This window comes from Arthrobacter sp. B1805, assembly GCF_002929745.1.
Lineage (GTDB): Bacteria > Actinomycetota > Actinomycetes > Actinomycetales > Micrococcaceae > Arthrobacter_D.
Window position 1 is genome coordinate 82,674 of sequence record NZ_PJIQ01000003.1, and the last position, 14,410, is coordinate 97,083.

The 14,410-nt window shown below is 64.3% G+C and carries 12 protein-coding genes; 10 read left to right on the forward strand and 2 right to left on the reverse strand.

The window, feature by feature from the left end:
* Window positions 1-40 precede the first annotated feature (40 nt).
* From CXQ96_RS04480 to CXQ96_RS04510, 8 genes are all read left to right on the forward strand, one after another.
* On the forward strand, window positions 41-2,911 hold the full coding sequence (locus CXQ96_RS04480; RefSeq protein WP_181036350.1) for a PD-(D/E)XK nuclease family protein: 2,871 nt from the start codon (window positions 41-43) through the stop codon (window positions 2,909-2,911).
* On the forward strand, window positions 2,908-6,192 hold the full coding sequence (locus CXQ96_RS04485) for an exodeoxyribonuclease V subunit beta (protein WP_104116846.1): 3,285 nt from the start codon (window positions 2,908-2,910) through the stop codon (window positions 6,190-6,192). The genes CXQ96_RS04480 and CXQ96_RS04485 overlap by 4 nt, the downstream gene beginning before the upstream one ends.
* A 63-nt stretch (window positions 6,193-6,255) precedes the next feature.
* Window positions 6,256-6,738, forward strand: coding sequence for a GntR family transcriptional regulator (locus tag CXQ96_RS04490; protein WP_181036351.1), 483 nt, complete (start codon window positions 6,256-6,258; stop codon window positions 6,736-6,738).
* A 263-nt stretch (window positions 6,739-7,001) separates the two neighbouring features.
* Window positions 7,002-7,799, forward strand: a complete 798-nt coding sequence (locus CXQ96_RS04495; RefSeq protein ID WP_181036352.1) for a PASTA domain-containing protein — start codon at window positions 7,002-7,004, stop codon at window positions 7,797-7,799.
* Between the two features lie 86 nt (window positions 7,800-7,885).
* On the forward strand, window positions 7,886-8,707 hold the full coding sequence (locus tag CXQ96_RS04500; protein WP_258058860.1) for a PdxA family protein: 822 nt from the start codon (window positions 7,886-7,888) through the stop codon (window positions 8,705-8,707).
* Window positions 8,708-8,742: 35 nt separating this feature from the next.
* The gene (locus CXQ96_RS18775) at window positions 8,743-8,871 is read left to right on the forward strand and encodes a hypothetical protein (RefSeq protein ID WP_258058861.1); all 129 of its coding nucleotides are present in this window, start codon (window positions 8,743-8,745) and stop codon (window positions 8,869-8,871) included.
* A gap of 124 nt (window positions 8,872-8,995) precedes the next feature.
* Window positions 8,996-9,475: a GntR family transcriptional regulator gene (locus tag CXQ96_RS04505; RefSeq protein WP_219816089.1), complete on the forward strand. Its 480-nt coding sequence runs from the start codon at window positions 8,996-8,998 to the stop codon at window positions 9,473-9,475.
* A gap of 135 nt (window positions 9,476-9,610) precedes the next feature.
* Window positions 9,611-10,519 carry a hypothetical protein gene (locus CXQ96_RS04510; protein ID WP_104116849.1) on the forward strand — a complete coding sequence of 303 codons (909 nt, stop codon included), beginning with the start codon at window positions 9,611-9,613 and terminating at the stop codon, window positions 10,517-10,519.
* A gap of 80 nt (window positions 10,520-10,599) precedes the next feature.
* Here the strand turns inward: CXQ96_RS04510 and CXQ96_RS04515 are convergent, their stop codons facing one another.
* Window positions 10,600-11,520: a nuclease-related domain-containing protein gene (locus CXQ96_RS04515; RefSeq protein WP_181036353.1), complete on the reverse strand. Its 921-nt coding sequence runs from the start codon at window positions 11,518-11,520 to the stop codon at window positions 10,600-10,602.
* 246 nt (window positions 11,521-11,766) lie between these two features.
* Between CXQ96_RS04515 and CXQ96_RS04520 the strand changes: the two genes are divergently transcribed.
* Window positions 11,767-12,096 carry an NIPSNAP family protein gene (locus CXQ96_RS04520; RefSeq protein WP_104117036.1) on the forward strand — a complete coding sequence of 110 codons (330 nt, stop codon included), beginning with the start codon at window positions 11,767-11,769 and terminating at the stop codon, window positions 12,094-12,096.
* A 96-nt stretch (window positions 12,097-12,192) separates the two neighbouring features.
* Here CXQ96_RS04520 and CXQ96_RS04525 read toward each other — a convergent pair whose 3' ends face one another.
* Window positions 12,193-13,431 (reverse strand): amidohydrolase family protein, encoded by a 1,239-nt coding sequence (locus CXQ96_RS04525; RefSeq protein WP_104116851.1) that lies wholly within the window; start codon window positions 13,429-13,431, stop codon window positions 12,193-12,195.
* Between the two features lie 96 nt (window positions 13,432-13,527).
* On the opposite strand from CXQ96_RS04525, the gene CXQ96_RS04530 reads away from it, so the two are divergent.
* Window positions 13,528-14,376, forward strand: coding sequence for a MurR/RpiR family transcriptional regulator (locus tag CXQ96_RS04530; protein ID WP_181036354.1), 849 nt, complete (start codon window positions 13,528-13,530; stop codon window positions 14,374-14,376).
* Window positions 14,377-14,410 lie beyond the last annotated feature (34 nt).

Here is a 14,410-nt window from a genome sequence, read left to right on the forward strand (position 1 = left end):
GGGTCCTGCTATGTTGAGAATACAGAGATCAAGGGGCAGCATGACCGTGCAAACCACCACATCAGTGAGCGAAGCGCTGCTCGAACTCGCCGCTCGCATCACGGCGGCACAAGCCACGGATCCACTTGTTCCGATTACCATCATTGTGCCCTCACATGCGTCCGGACTGGACGTCACGCGATACCTGGGACGAACGCTAAACAACGGTGCCGGCAGTGTCGGCGTGCGCGCGTTCACGCTCAAGGACCTCGCCATGGAACTCGTCGCCGCAGACACATCCTTGGGCGACCGCGCGCCACTTCCTCCAGCCGTACGCCAAGCAGCGATCAGCAAGGTCCTGGCTGAGAACCCAGGCGATTTCATTCAGGTCGCCGACCAGCCCGCAACTGCCCGGGCCATCACCCGAACAGCCCCGCTGCTGGACTCCATCGGCCCACGGCAGGACGCCGCCCTGCCGGACCTGGTGCGCGAAGTCATTCGAATCCACCAAACTGCCATGGAAGCACTCGGCGATCGCTGGTACACCGATCACCACCTGTTCGAGCGCGCAGGACGAATCGTCCAAACCCCTGCCACGCTGCGACGGTTGGGAACTCTTATCGGTTTCATGCTCGGCGTCCAGGCCCAGCCCGCGGTTGCTGCTTTCCGGCGTCAGCTCGAAAGTGCGGGTCTAAACAATCTCCAGGCGACCGGAACCTTCGAGCAGAACACCACCGTCCTCACTGCCTCCGACGCGGACGACGAGGTCCGCAGTACTGTCCGCCTCGTCATCGATCAGCTGCGCGCCGGTGTTCCCGGGTACCGGATTGGTATCTTCCACTCCACCGCGCACCCTTACCGTGCCCTCCTCGCCCAACGCCTCACCCAGGCAGGCATCACCTTCGTAGGCCCCGCGTCGCAACGACTCAGCGACGCACCCCTCGCACGTGGGCTCCTCCACCTCCTCACACTCGACCCGAACAATCCGGACAGACGCACCATCCTCAACGTCCTCGCCGAAGGCACTCTCGTCTGGCGCGAGCACGACCTGCCGAGCAGCGCCGTCTGCGAGCGCCTGCACGTCAGTCCTCCATCCAGGGAGCCCGCCCAGGGCGACGGCGACGCCCGGGCGTGCGAGCGGTATGCCAAACGCTTTGAACAGCTCGCCCTGTTCGAGGAGTTCATCAGCGCTCTTTCCGCCAGTGTCAGCCGCGTTCTTACGGCAGTGTCATGGCATGCCGTCGCAGGAGCGCTCACCGAACTTCTCACCCAGTTCATGGGGCGCCGCGGCGAGACCGAGGCGCCGACCAACGCCATCACACGAGCCGCGATCCAAGAGATCGTCAGCGGGTTGGGCTCGCTCGACGGAATCGGCCCCACGCCTAACCCGCTCCTGATCCGCAGCGCCCTCGACGACAGCATTCAGGCAAAGGCCGGATGGAGCGGAAAGAGCGGCACCGGCGTCGTCGTCGGTAACTACGCAGACGCCGTCGGGCGCGATCTCGATCAGGTGTTTCTCCTTGGCGCAGCGGAAGGTCTGGCACCCGCCCGCATCCGCGAGAACCCGCTGCTCCCCGATGCCGTCGCTGAGGTGATCGGCGGCGACCTGCTCACCGTCGAGCAACGCGCCGAAGCTGCCCATCAACAGTTTCTATCTGCTCTCGCTGTCGGAACGGCAAGAACGATCATCAGCCCCCGCGGTGACCTTCGTGGGTCGGGGGACCAGCTGCCATCCCGCTGGATCACCACCGACATCACAAACAATCTGAGGTCCTTCGCCCACGGTATCGAGCACGGCTCTCCCACCGGTGCGAGCACTGACGTTCCCGTGGCGGCCACCGAACAGGAATGGCGCCTGCGCTACCTTCTGACCGCCGGAAACGGAACCGCGGCGCTCGGGGATGACGCCGTCTTGCAACGCGCCGTCGCCGCGACCAGCGACCGACGCACCGGTTCCTTCACCCGATTTAACGGGAACCTAGGCGCCCATGCCGGGAACATCATCGAGGGATCGAAGGCCCTCTCCCCCACTCGTTTGGAGGACTGGGTGCTGAGCCCCTTCAGCTTCTTCCTTCGCCATGTGCTGAAGGTCGACATCTTCGAAGACGTCGAACTCGAAGTCCAAATCAACCCTATGCAGCGCGGCAACCTCATGCACAAGGTCCTTGAGGATTACGTCCGTGAGATCACCGACGACAAGAGACCGCGCAACGTGCACCGGCTGATCGAATTGGCCGACGCCACGTTCGAGGAATCCGCCAACCCGCTGTGGCTGAAGCATGTCTGGGAGCAGGATCAAACCCGCATGCGTCAGGACTTCCACCGCCTTTTCCGCGACGACGAGGAATCCGCTTCCCAGGGCTGGGAATATGCCGCAGCCGAGGCGGCATTCGGCATGGACGAGGAAACCGCAGCGGTCGAGCTTCAGCTCGAGGACGGCTCCGTCGTGCGTTTTCGCGGCAAGGTGGACCGCATCGACCGGCATTCGGACGGACGCCTTCGCGTAGTGGACTACAAGACCGGTAAGACCGACAAGTTTAGGGACCTGCACAAGCACCCGACCGCGTTTGGGACAAAATTCCAGCTGCCCGTCTACGGCCTATTCGCCCGGTCCCTCGCTCAGAATCCCAGCGACGGCGTCATCGCAGATTACTGGTTCACCTCCCGCGCGGGCGGTTTCCAGAGAATCGGCTACGCAGTTGACGACGAGGTGATCGAACAATTGCGGCAGGACGCAGGTCTCATCATTTCCGCGATTCGAAACGGCGTCTTCCCGCCCAAACCTGAGCCGACGAAGCACATTACCCGTGACCGCACAGCCGCAACCTTCACCTCTCTGACAGGTCAGCTCGGCATGGACCAGCACTGGGTGGAACTCCAGGATGCACCGGAACTTAGGCCCTACGCCCAACTGCTGAAGGTTGAAAAATGACGCAGGAAACCCTGGAACTTGCGGACCAGTTCGACCGCGGGCTGATCGAAACGGACCTTGGCACTAATGTCTTCGTTGAGGCCGGGGCCGGCAGCGGAAAGACCCACGAATTGGTCGAACGCATATGCACGCTGGTGATGACCGGCGGCGTCGAGCTGAAGAACATCGCCGCCATCACCTTCACCGAGAAGGCCGCCGGTGAGCTGCGTGACCGCGTGCGCCGGAAGCTCAAGGACAGCGACCCGTCCGAGGCGCGCGACCGAGCCCTGGGGCAACTCGACACAGCCCCCATCGGCACCATCCACTCTTTCGCCGCTCGCGTTATCAGCGAGCACCCCATCCAAGCTGGTGTTCCACCGCTCATCACCATCGTCGACGAATTGCGTTCCCAAATCGCCTTCACCCGCCGATGGGAAGCCATTCGCCACCAGCTCTTCAACGACGAAACCCTCGATGAGGCGCTCCGCATCCTCCTCGCCGTCGGTGGTTCCCTGAACCACCTCGAGACCGTTGCTTCTGCACTCGACGCCAACTGGGACCGATTGGAGAGCCATCCACCACAACGCCGTCCGATCCCCACGGTCAATCTCGGCCCGCTCCTCCAGCAGACCGCCGAGGTGCTTGAGCACACCAAGCACTGCTCCGACGCTGATGATTTCCTCCTGGTCGCCATCGAGAAGATCCGCTCTTGGCACGGGAGGCTCGAAAACGCCAGCATCGGCGAACTTGCCCTGGTGCTGGAGATCCTCGACGACATACCTTCCACACCCAAGCAGGGTAAGAAGGGCAACTGGGCAATCGACATTGCAGAAGTCCGGAACGCTTGCGCGGAACTCGGCCAAGCCGCAGCTGCCCTCCGCGAGAGTTTGGTATCCCCCGCCGTAGATACGGTGGCTGCCGCTATGGCCGAACTCCTCGTTAACGCAGCCAGGGAACGCCAGCGCACCGGAGAACTGGAGTACAACGACCTCCTCATCCACGCCCGTGACCTGCTCGTTGGCACTGACGCGCGGACCATCGCGGTTCACCGAACACTCCATGTGCGCTACAAGTGCATCATGCTGGACGAGTTCCAGGACACCGACCCGGTCCAGGCGGAGATCGCCACTCGGATCACGGCGGAGCACGTCTGTGGGATGGACCGCTGGGAAGAGCTCACCATTCCCGCGGGCCGCCTATTCACTGTTGGGGATCCCAAGCAGTCGATCTACCGGTTCCGCCGCGCCGACATCGCCACCTACCTCAGCACGGAACGCCGGTTCCGAAACAACGACCATTCCCGCATCGCGTCGCTGCGCACCAACTTCCGCTCGACCGCCCCACTACTCGACTGGATCAACACGGTGTTCGGTCAGCTCATCCAGCAGAACGGCAATCTTCAGCCGTCCTATCAGCCGCTAACGCCCGATCCCGAGCGTCCATTTTGGAACGAATCGTATGGGCCGGCCGTCTCAACCATCGGACGCGACGAAGCTACCCCCGATGAATCGGGGAAGATGTCGGCCGAGTCAATGCGCAAGCAGGAAGCCAAGGACGTCGCCGCCGCAATCCTGTTGGCTTCGGGCCAGACGGGACAGCCGGGTTGGAAGAAGCAGTCTAAGCGTTCGGACGATCCGGACAAGAGCTTCAAGACCGAAAACCTGAGGCTCAAGGACATCACCATCCTGCTACCCACCCGCACTGCGTTGGCGGCGCTTGAGGACGCACTCGACGGCGCCGGCATTGAGTACCGCGCAGAAGCCTCCTCGCTGGTTTACTCGACGCAGGAAGTGAACGACCTGTTACTGGCGCTGAAGGCGATTGCCAACACCGCTGACGAGGCAGCCCTGGTGCTCTGCCTGCGCTCGGCTCCGTTTGCGTGCGGTGACGACGAACTCTTCGAATGGAAGTCGGCCGGCGGATCGTGGAACATCTTCGCGCCGCCACCGGAAGGGCTTGATGATTCTCCGGTTGCCCGCGGCATGGTCTACCTGTCCGAGCTTTGCCGCCGGATCAGCGTTCATACCCCTGCCGAGCTGATGGACCGCTTGGTCACCGAACGACGCATGATGGAAACCGCCGTCGCCTCACCGCGGTACCGCGACGTGTGGCGGCGGCTCCGCTTCGTCATCGATCAGGCCCGCGCCTGGAGCGAAGCGACACATGGCAGCCTGCGCGATTACCTCGTCTGGGCCGGAACGCAGCAGGAAGAAAACACGCGGGTACGCGAAGCGGTCGTCCCCGAAACCGACGTCGATGCCGTCCGAATCATGACCATCCATGCCTCGAAGGGCCTTGAGTTTCCGATGGTCATCGTTGCCGGTACCGGGTCCAGCCCCCGAACCTCCAGCGATGCGGCCCTCTGGGATCAAGACAGCCGCCTGCATATCTCGCTGAAGGAAGGCATCACTTCGGCCCGTTATGCAGATGCCAAGGCAGTCGAGAAGCTGTTTGATGAAGCGGAGAAATGTCGCCTCCTCTACGTTGCCTGCACGAGGGCCGAGAGCCACCTCGTCGTTTCCCACTACGTCAGTCGACGGAACAGTCTCGGACAGCTGCTCAGAGACACCGACGATCCGACAATCCCCTCGCTCGTACTCGCGACGGACCTCGAGCCCGGTGAAAAGCACCGCACGACCGTTCAGCCCGTTGAGTCCTGGGAAGACTGGGAACGGCAACGGACTCATTGGCAGGCGAAATCCGCGATTCCCTCGACAGCGTCCGTGACGTCGATCGCGAAGGGTACAGACTCGCTACATGGAGAGCCTGGCGAGGAGCGGCTCCAGTTCATACCACTCGACGATGAAACCCTCCCGTCTCCTGCCCCCGCCAACGCTGAGCGTGGCGCCGAATTCGGCACTGCCCTGCACCGGGTGATGGAGCTTAGCGGCCTGCAGGAGTCGGCGGACGTGGAAGCCATCGCGGACAGCGTCGCCCGACTCGCCAAGGGCGTTACCCCGCAAGCACTGGCCGCGCGGGCAAGGGCGGCCCTCGCCAGTGAACCTGTCCGTCGCGCGGCGGAGCGCGAGCACTGGCTGGAACTTCCCGTCGTCGCTCCATCCCGCGGAGTGACCGTCGAAGGCGTCATCGACCTGATGTACAGGGAAGACGACGGCTCCCTGGTGATCGCCGACTTCAAGACTGACAGCGCCCCGCAGGAGACAACCGTCACCGCCTACTGGCGCCAGCTGTCTACTTACGCCGACATGATCGAACGCATCACCAGGCAGCGCGTCAGCAAACTGGCACTGATCTTCTGCCGAGATGCAGGAGCCGAAGTCATGTACCGGGTGGCCCGCTAGGATTGACCGCGCTCAGGAGCACCTCTACGTCGGGTTGCCGGGGCGCGGAGCCTCCTGATTGTTGTGGGTGATTCCGCCATCCAAGTGCTCTCGCTCCGGCGACTGCGCACGGCCGACGGTGTGCCGATCGCCGTCATCCACTCCTTGCTGCCGGCCTCGACCTTCGCCGAACAAACCGCGGGCTCATTGCACGAGCCATCCCTGCGTGCGGCCCTTGGACGGCACTTCGGAGTGCAGATCAACACCGGCAAGCGACGGATTCGAGTGGTGCCCGGTGACGGGTACCTCCTACGTTTCCTGAAGTTGCAGGTGCCCTCGCCCGTTCTCCTGCTCGAGGGTACGAGCTTCGATCAGGACGGACTACCGGTGGAGGTCGTCTCGACCTGGCACCACCCCGACGACGTGGTCGTCGATATGGGCGTCCGCTGGGAGCCGGTACACCAGTCGTCGAGCAAAGATGTTCCCCGCCCCCTAAAATACCAACCGCGGTGCGCTCGCCGCGCAGACGCGTCAATTCAGCAGCGACTCACTCCATTGTGCAACTAACATGCTGGATAAGCCTGAGTAAGCATCGTCGTATAGCCGATAAGGACATAGCGGGCGTTGTAAGAATCTGTCGCCGTGATGCCTTTCATTCAATGGCATGACTAGAAGCTTTACATGACTTCGGGAGACTCCTTGCTTGCCGCCGTGCAGTAGGGTGCTTCCTTGGCGGTACCCGCATCCGAAAGTGTGAAACCGACAAGCGTGGTTCACGACACGCGATCTCAAGACCCGGAGGAACAGTGCGCCGATCAATGAAACTCCTGATGACCATCTCAACGATCCTGGTAATCACCAGCTGTTCGAACGAAAGTCCAGTGACAATGCCGGACGTCGTCGGGAAAACACTCGACGTAGCGATCAGCGACGTCGAGCGAGCGGGCATCTCTGACGAAGTCGATGTGCTCGGTGGCGGCATGTTTGGAATCGTTGACGAATCCAACTGGATCGTCTGCAGCCAGGAGCCCGCGACCGGCGACGAGTTATCAGATCCTCCTCGCGTCACGGTTGAACGAGAGTGTGTATCGGGCGAGGCATCTGCGTCCGCTGTACCAACGGCAACGGCAAAGCCGACTTCAGATGCAGAAGTCGCCGCACCGACACCAGACGAAACCGACACAAGCTCGTACCTGTATCAAGGGCCGACGTATGAAGTGGTCTCGGTCGACAGCGATCAGACGCCGGCACAGCTCGATCAGTATTGGGTTTTCACGGATGCCTTGGACTACTCGACCGATGCTTATAAGGACCAGATCAAGCTCCTTATTGCTGACGTCGCGAGGACCAGCGGTACGAATGAGATCTTGGTAGAGATCGTCACCGACCGCGAGATCGCCGAGGCTGAGTCCCCGTCGAAGACCTTGGACTTCATCGAGGAAAACGGCGAGGACTACTTCCTGAATGTCATCCCTCAGAAAGAGACGACAGGCTGGGTAGCGTCCTACACCGGAGGGTTTGACCGTGACTCAGGCGAAGCGAGCAGCTCTCCTGAAGCATTCGAAGTCATTTGGTTCATCGCCGCAGATGCAGAGTTCGAAACCTGGATGCCAGTGCAGGAAGGCTGACTCTCCGGGCTCACCGAATAAGATCGTCCGCCTCTGCGACCTCCGCGTACTTCGCCTGCAGGTCGTAGACCGCCGCTTGCTGCACGGTGTCGAATGAGCCCGGCATCATCGAACTCCTGCAGACCGGCCCGTCGCTTGCAGACGTCAAGCTCGGCGACCTCAGCCCCGCCGCGGGTGACGGCTCCTACCGCTTCGTCGTCGAGGCCTGCCGCCTGGCCCGCGAGGGCAAAGTGCAGGGCATCGTCACCGCGCCGCTCAACAAGGCCGCGATGCACGCCGGCGGGCACAAGTGGCCCGGCCACACGGAGCTGCTCGCGCACGAGTTCGGCGTGGAGAACTTCAGCCTCGTCCTCTCCGCGGGCGACCTCTACTTCTTCCACCTCACCACTCACGTCTCCCTGCGGCAGGCCATTGAGGACGTCACGCCCGAGCGCACCACCAATGTCATCGAGCTCGTCAGCGCGTTCACGAAGGCGCTCGGCAACCCGGACGAGCCGATCGGCCTCGCCGGGTTGAACCCGCACGCGGGCGAGAACCGCCTGTTCGGCGACGAGGACGCCGACATCCTCGCCCCCGCCGTCGCCGCCGCCCGCGAGAAGGGCATTAACGTGCACGGGCCCATCCCCGCGGACGCGCTCATCCCCGCCGCGGTCAAGGGCAAGTGGAACATGGTCATCGCCTGCTACCACGACCAGGGCCACGCACCCTTCAGCGCGGTCTACGGCGACGACGGCGTGAACATCACCGTCGGCCTGCCCGTTGTCCGCGTCTCGGTGGACCACGGAACGGCGTTCGACATCGCGGGCCAGGGCATCGCGCGGGAGGCGAGCCTCGTGCTGTCGATGCGCCGCGCCGCCGCGCTGGCACCGGGGTGGGACCACGTGTGGCGGACCGCGCAGAAGAAGTAGGGGCTCGGGACTGCGCGGCACCTAGGATCGGAACCATGACAAGCGACGAAGACCTCGACCCACCCGTCCCCAGCTACCTCGAGGGCATCACGCTCAAGCGGGTGCACGACGGGCAGGTCACCGAGGAGCACGACGACGACGCATCACCAGCGGACGACGCGTAGCCCGCGAGTCGCGGCTAACCCGACGGCATCTTCCGGTGGTGGAGCGACCTGGTGCTGCGCTCAAGCGACGACACCGACGCGAACTCCGACGCCCCGACCATCATCCTGAGAAGGAGCAGCCCCGTTGGCTGACGTAGACAGCCCTGAAGCCTCGAAAACCCGGCTCGACGCCGGCAGTGGCGAGCCGCTGCATCTGCAGCTGCGCGGGCACCTGCGGGCGCAGATCCTGAACCACTCCCTTCCGCCGGGCACCTCGCTGCCCAGCGAGGCGCAGTTGCAGGTGCGGTACGGGGTGTCCCGGTCCGTGGTGCGCCAGGCCCTCGGTGCGCTGGCTGATGAGGGCTTGATCGAGCGGGGCCGCGGACGCGGCAGCACGGTGGCCCCGCGGAGGGAACATCACCGCCTCGTGCACCGGACGTCCGGGCTGTCCGCGCAGATCGGGAGTACCGGGGCGGCTGTCGGCACCGAGGTGCTGTCGCTGACCGTGCAGGACGCCGATGCGTCGACGGTCGGCCCGTCGAGGTGTTCTCGACCTGGCACCAACCCGACCACGTGGTGTTCGACATCGACATCCAGCGGGAGCCGGCAGCGCCGGCTTCGATGAGCGGTCCGGCGTCGTCCCCTGCTGGTAACGCACCTGACGCGGTAGCGGAACAGGCCCGCCGGCTCGGTGCCGAGCTGCTTCGCTTTGCCGACCACCTCTCGAAACACGGCGCTAACAGGATTTAGGGGTGCTGCAATGACCAGCTACTGGTGGGCGAATCAGTCCGACAATTTCGAGCGGGTGCAGGGGACTCTGTGGACCAACTTCGTCGACGCAAGGGGCGCTCGTCGGCCTGGCTCCGCTGCCCTCAGGAACACGAGCCGTGGCGACGTGGTGTTCCACTGTGACAAGCAGCTCATCAGAACCGTCAGCAGGATCGTCAGCGAACCCGTCGCTACATATCGTCCACCTGCCTACCAGAGCCGCCAAAGCGGAAACAAAAAAGACGAAGGGTGGTTCGTGCTGGTCGAGTCGCTCGCCACCGACCTGAGAATAGATAGGCGCACGGACCTGCCGTTCCTTGAGTTAGGTGGCACCGGCCCGCTCAACAGGCTCGGAGGGATGAAGCGGGGCCTATACCTGTCTCCACTATCCGAGAGCGACGCTGAGCAACTCCTCACTCTATCCGGCGTCAAACTCGCCGAGATTCCGGAGACGAACTTCGACGAATATGCGGAGCCCCTCTCAGGAGTGGACCCAACCGAGACGGACAAACTCGTGCTGGCGAAGCGGAGGGTGGAACAGCAGTACCTGCGTCGCGTTCTGCTCGAGGGATCAGAGTTGCGATGTTGCATGTGCCACCGCGAGGTGCCGGAGAGTTTGCTCGTCGCCGGGCATATCAAACCGCGGTGGGCATGCAGCGAGGAGGAACGCAAAGACTTCGCTGCCGTAGCCATGCTGATCTGCCTGCTTGGCTGCGACAGTCTGTACGAACGAGGACTGATTGCCGTCAGCGCCACGGGCGATATCGTGCGCTCATCCCGCCCCGTGTCGCCCGACGTCGAGCACTTTCTGGACGCACTCGCCGGCAACCAGTGCCGCCAGCATAACGACACGACAGCCCCCTCTTTCCGGTGGCATTTCGAGCACACCTTCGTTGGGTGAAACCACGAAGGAACCCGCCCTCCCCTGTACCCATACCTATACGGGAGCAGCTATCGCGCTTAGCTCCTTGGCCTGCTGCCCTATTGAGGCGCCTCGGGCTGCACGACGCCAGGTAACGGCTCCGACGGTGGCGGAGCGTCTGATTCTGCAAAATCCTGCAGCGCTCCTCCCCCAAGCCACAGCACCAGAACCAGCAGCACAAGGCGCCAGAATGCATAAAGGCGGCTCGACCGATTCTTGTGACGTCCTCGATTGGAAGGCCTACCGGAATGACCTCGGGGCATCGGTTGAGACCTGCCGCCGGAAACAGGGCGAGCTGCAGCCGCTCGCCGAGCTGCCAGCAGCGGTGACCCAGCTGTCGAACGATCGAGAAGAGCAGTCGTCGCCACCGCTGGGCTCGTCGGCCCTGTAAGCAGCCCCTGCAGGTAGTGATAGATAGCGGTGACGAAAGGCTGCTCGAGGACTGGTGGCAGCGCCAGCACCGCGGTAGTGAGCTGACCGATTCCGACGACCCGCACGCCGGTGCTGGTCGAGCCGACGAGGTCGGGTTGTCCCACCAGACAGATCCACGCCTGTGCCATGCGTCGATGCTGCGGTTCCAATAACGCAGCTACTGCACCACACTGCTCGAGCGCGGAGGCTGTTTCACGCTTCCGTGTGTAGCCATTCTGAAACAGCTCGTCGTTGCGAAGGCGCACTTCGCCCGACCAGTTCTTCGCGTCGATGACGATCACACCCCCAGGGCCGACAGCGATGTGATCGATGTTCGCCTTAGGCCGGCCGGGCCAGTGCACGTCGTGCAGCACGCACCACCCCTGAAGCTCGAGCTGACGCAGTTGCTCGCCGACGCGGGCCTCACCGTCCGCACCCGCGAGCCAGGCCTGTTGCGCCTTACGGGCCCGCGCTAGTTCAGCTTCCAGCTGCTCGAGTTCGGTCTCCAACCGGGAGACCCGCTCACCGATCCGCTGCGCTTGTTCAGCAGCGCCCTGTCCTGCTTCCACGTTCTCTCCCCCATAGGTCTGCGGACTAAGCCTAGGAGTGAGGAGGGCTCTGGAGTTGAAGGAAAAGCACAGGAGAACAGCAGGATCTCAACAATCCCCTCCGCAAGCTGGTTGACGTGCCGCCGTCCTGAGTTTTTTGCCTGACGCTTGCCTGCGTCGGACTGAACGCCGGGCCCACGGGGTTGCCTATGCTTGGCTGGGGCCGCCGTCGTGCCCGTCATCCTCACCGCCACCCAGGAGCACCGCATGACCTACGAACTGCGCACCTACACCGCCAACCCCGGCAGGATGGACGCCCTGATGGCCCGCTTCCGCGACAACACCATCGACCTGTTCACCGAACACAACATGAGGAGCCTCGGCTACTGGACACCGGTCGGAACCGACGACGTCCTGGTCTACCTCCTCGAGCACGACGGCGATCCGAAGGCAAACTGGGCGGCCTTCGCAGCGGACCAGCGGTGGATCGACGCGAAGGCGGCATCCGAGGCGGACGGGCCGCTGACGGCGACGATCGAGTCCGTACTGCTCGACCCGACCGACCTCTACCCGATCGCGGACGCGAAGCGACGCTGACGCCGCGGGGCCCCAGCAGGCAGCGATCGCCACGAAAGGGGAGCCCGACCGGTACCGGCCGGGCTTCCCGACGGCCGGGCTTCCCGACGGCGGGGCCTAGGCGCCGATGTCCCGTCCACCCTGGATGACGGCACTGATCGACGACTCGGGGTCAGCGAGCACCGTGACGTCGTCGAGCGGGTTCTCGTTCACGATCAGCAGATCGGCGAACGCGCCGGCCGCGATGACACCGAGCTTGCCCTCGAGGCCGATGAGTTCCGCCGCCGTCAGCGTCGCCGAGCGCAGCACCTCCTGCGCCGTCTGCACCTGGGCTCGGATGCGGAACTCCTCGCTCTGGTGGATCTGCATGGCGCCCAGCAGATCCGTTCCGAAGACGATCTTCACGCCGCCCTTGTTCGCCCGGTCGAGCGCTTCGAGCCCGGCGTGCAGCACGATGTCCACCTTCTCGCGGCTGGCGGCAGGCAGGCCCGCTGCCTCACCGTCGGCCTTCAGGCGTTCGTAGGTGATGAGGGTGGGCACGAGGTACGCGTCCTTCTCGACGAACAACCGCACGCTCTCGTCGTCGATCAGGTTGCCGTGCTCGATGCAGCGGACGCCCAGGCGCAGACCGCGATTGACCGCGCGTGCCGTGTAGGCGTGCCCGCAGACGTACCGGTTGGCGCCCTCGGCCTCCTCGACGACGGCGAGGATCTCGCTCTCGGAGAACTGGGTGGAGTCGACACGGTCGGTGGGCGAAGCGACGCCACCGGAGAGCATCACCTTGATGTGGTGAGCTCCGGTGCGCAGCTGGTCCCGAGCCGCCTTGCGGACGGCGTCCACGCCGTCACAGACGATGCCGATGGAAGGGCAGCACTGGTGCGGGTCGATGACGCTCGCACCCATTGACCGCATATCCCCGTGTCCACCGGACTGGGAGAGCGCCTTGCCGCCGAAGATGACGCGCGGACCCTCGAACAGACCCTCCTCGACGGCCATGGCCACACCGAAGTCCGCTCCGGCGACGTCGCGCACGGTCGTAAAGCCGCGGTGCAGCATCGCCTTGAGGTTGCGGGACGTGTGCGCCGCGACATAGGTGGGCGACCATTCCGCCATCGACGCGAGGTCGGCGGTCGCCGCCGTGACGTGCACATGACCGTCGATCAGCCCCGGCATGACGTACTTGCCGCCGGCGTCGAGAGTCTCCCCCGCGGCACGATCGGCCGGCAGGTCGGCGGTCAGGCCGACCCAGGTGATGATGCCGTCCTCCACGAGGATGCTCGAATCCGGGGACGCGCTGCCCTCGGCGATATCGAGGATCGTGGCGTTGGTGATGTGCAACTGTTGTGGGGCGGGCATGGTGCTCCTCGAGGTGTGATGTGGAATACGCCTGAGCTGATACTCACAACAATCAACCGAAGGTGCAACACTTGTTGCACAACCGGAGGGGGCGGCATGGCGCAGATCGCGGAATGGTTCGACGGGCTGGCGCTCGGGCGGAAGGCGAGTCCGGGGATCGAGGCCGTCCTCCTGATCGTGCGCACCGACGCCGGGCGCGCCTCCTTCATGTCGACGCAGGATCTCGCCTCCCGGGCCAATGTGAACGTCGCTACCGTCGTGCGCGCCGCCCAGTTCCTCGGCTTCTCCGGGTGGTCCGCGCTCAAGTCGGAACTGCGCCACCGGTATCTTGCATCCCTGACGGCGGAGAAGCTGCTCAGCGAGCGCGTCGTCCCACCCATCGGTCTGGCGGGTTCCTCCCTCGCCAACGACGCCCGCAACCTGACGCGGCTGGCCGACAGCATCAGCCCCGAGCAGCTGGCCCGGGCCGCGGCCATCATCGCCGCCGCCGACCGGACGATCGTCCTGGCGACGGGCAGTTATGCGGCCGCCGGATTCCAGCTGGCGCACGTCGGCCAGTGGATGGGCCGTGACATCGAGCTCCACACCTCCTCGGGCACCGCGCTCGTGAACCGCCTCCGCATGCTCTCGCCCGGCGACTGCCTCGTGAGCTGCAACCTCTGGCGGGCCAGCAAGTTCGTCCTCGAGGTGGTGCGGGTCGCGGCTCAGCGCGGCATCCGCATCGTGGCGATCGCGGACCGCCAGACGGCGATCACGGACCTGGCGGAGGAATCCCTGCTGGTGCCGAGCGAGGGCGTGACGTTCATGCCCTCCACCGTCGCCGCCGTCGCGACTGTCCAGGCGCTTCTGGCCGAGCTCTCCTCCAGCGACCCGGACCGGACGATGACAGCCCTGCGGGACACCGAGGAACTGTGGAGCGAACTGGACCTCGTCGACCCCATCTGAGCCGCGGGCGCCGTCCGGCCGTGTTTCGTCCTCG

What these genes read in the sequence shown, in the direction of transcription:
- CXQ96_RS04485 (WP_104116846.1), top strand. Translation starts at nt 2,908, where the DNA reads ATGACGCAGGAAACCCTGGAACTTGCGGACCAGTTCGACCGCGGGCTG.
- CXQ96_RS04530 (WP_181036354.1), top strand. Translation starts at nt 13,528, where the DNA reads ATGGCGCAGATCGCGGAATGGTTCGACGGGCTGGCGCTCGGGCGGAAG.
- CXQ96_RS04520 (WP_104117036.1), top strand. Translation starts at nt 11,767, where the DNA reads ATGACCTACGAACTGCGCACCTACACCGCCAACCCCGGCAGGATGGAC.
- CXQ96_RS04525 (WP_104116851.1), bottom strand. Translation starts at nt 13,431, where the DNA reads ATGCCCGCCCCACAACAGTTGCACATCACCAACGCCACGATCCTCGAT.
- CXQ96_RS18775 (WP_258058861.1), top strand. Translation starts at nt 8,743, where the DNA reads ATGACAAGCGACGAAGACCTCGACCCACCCGTCCCCAGCTACCTCGAG.
- CXQ96_RS04495 (WP_181036352.1), top strand. Translation starts at nt 7,002, where the DNA reads ATGACCATCTCAACGATCCTGGTAATCACCAGCTGTTCGAACGAAAGT.
- CXQ96_RS04480 (WP_181036350.1), top strand. Translation starts at nt 41, where the DNA reads ATGACCGTGCAAACCACCACATCAGTGAGCGAAGCGCTGCTCGAACTC.
- CXQ96_RS04510 (WP_104116849.1), top strand. Translation starts at nt 9,611, where the DNA reads ATGACCAGCTACTGGTGGGCGAATCAGTCCGACAATTTCGAGCGGGTG.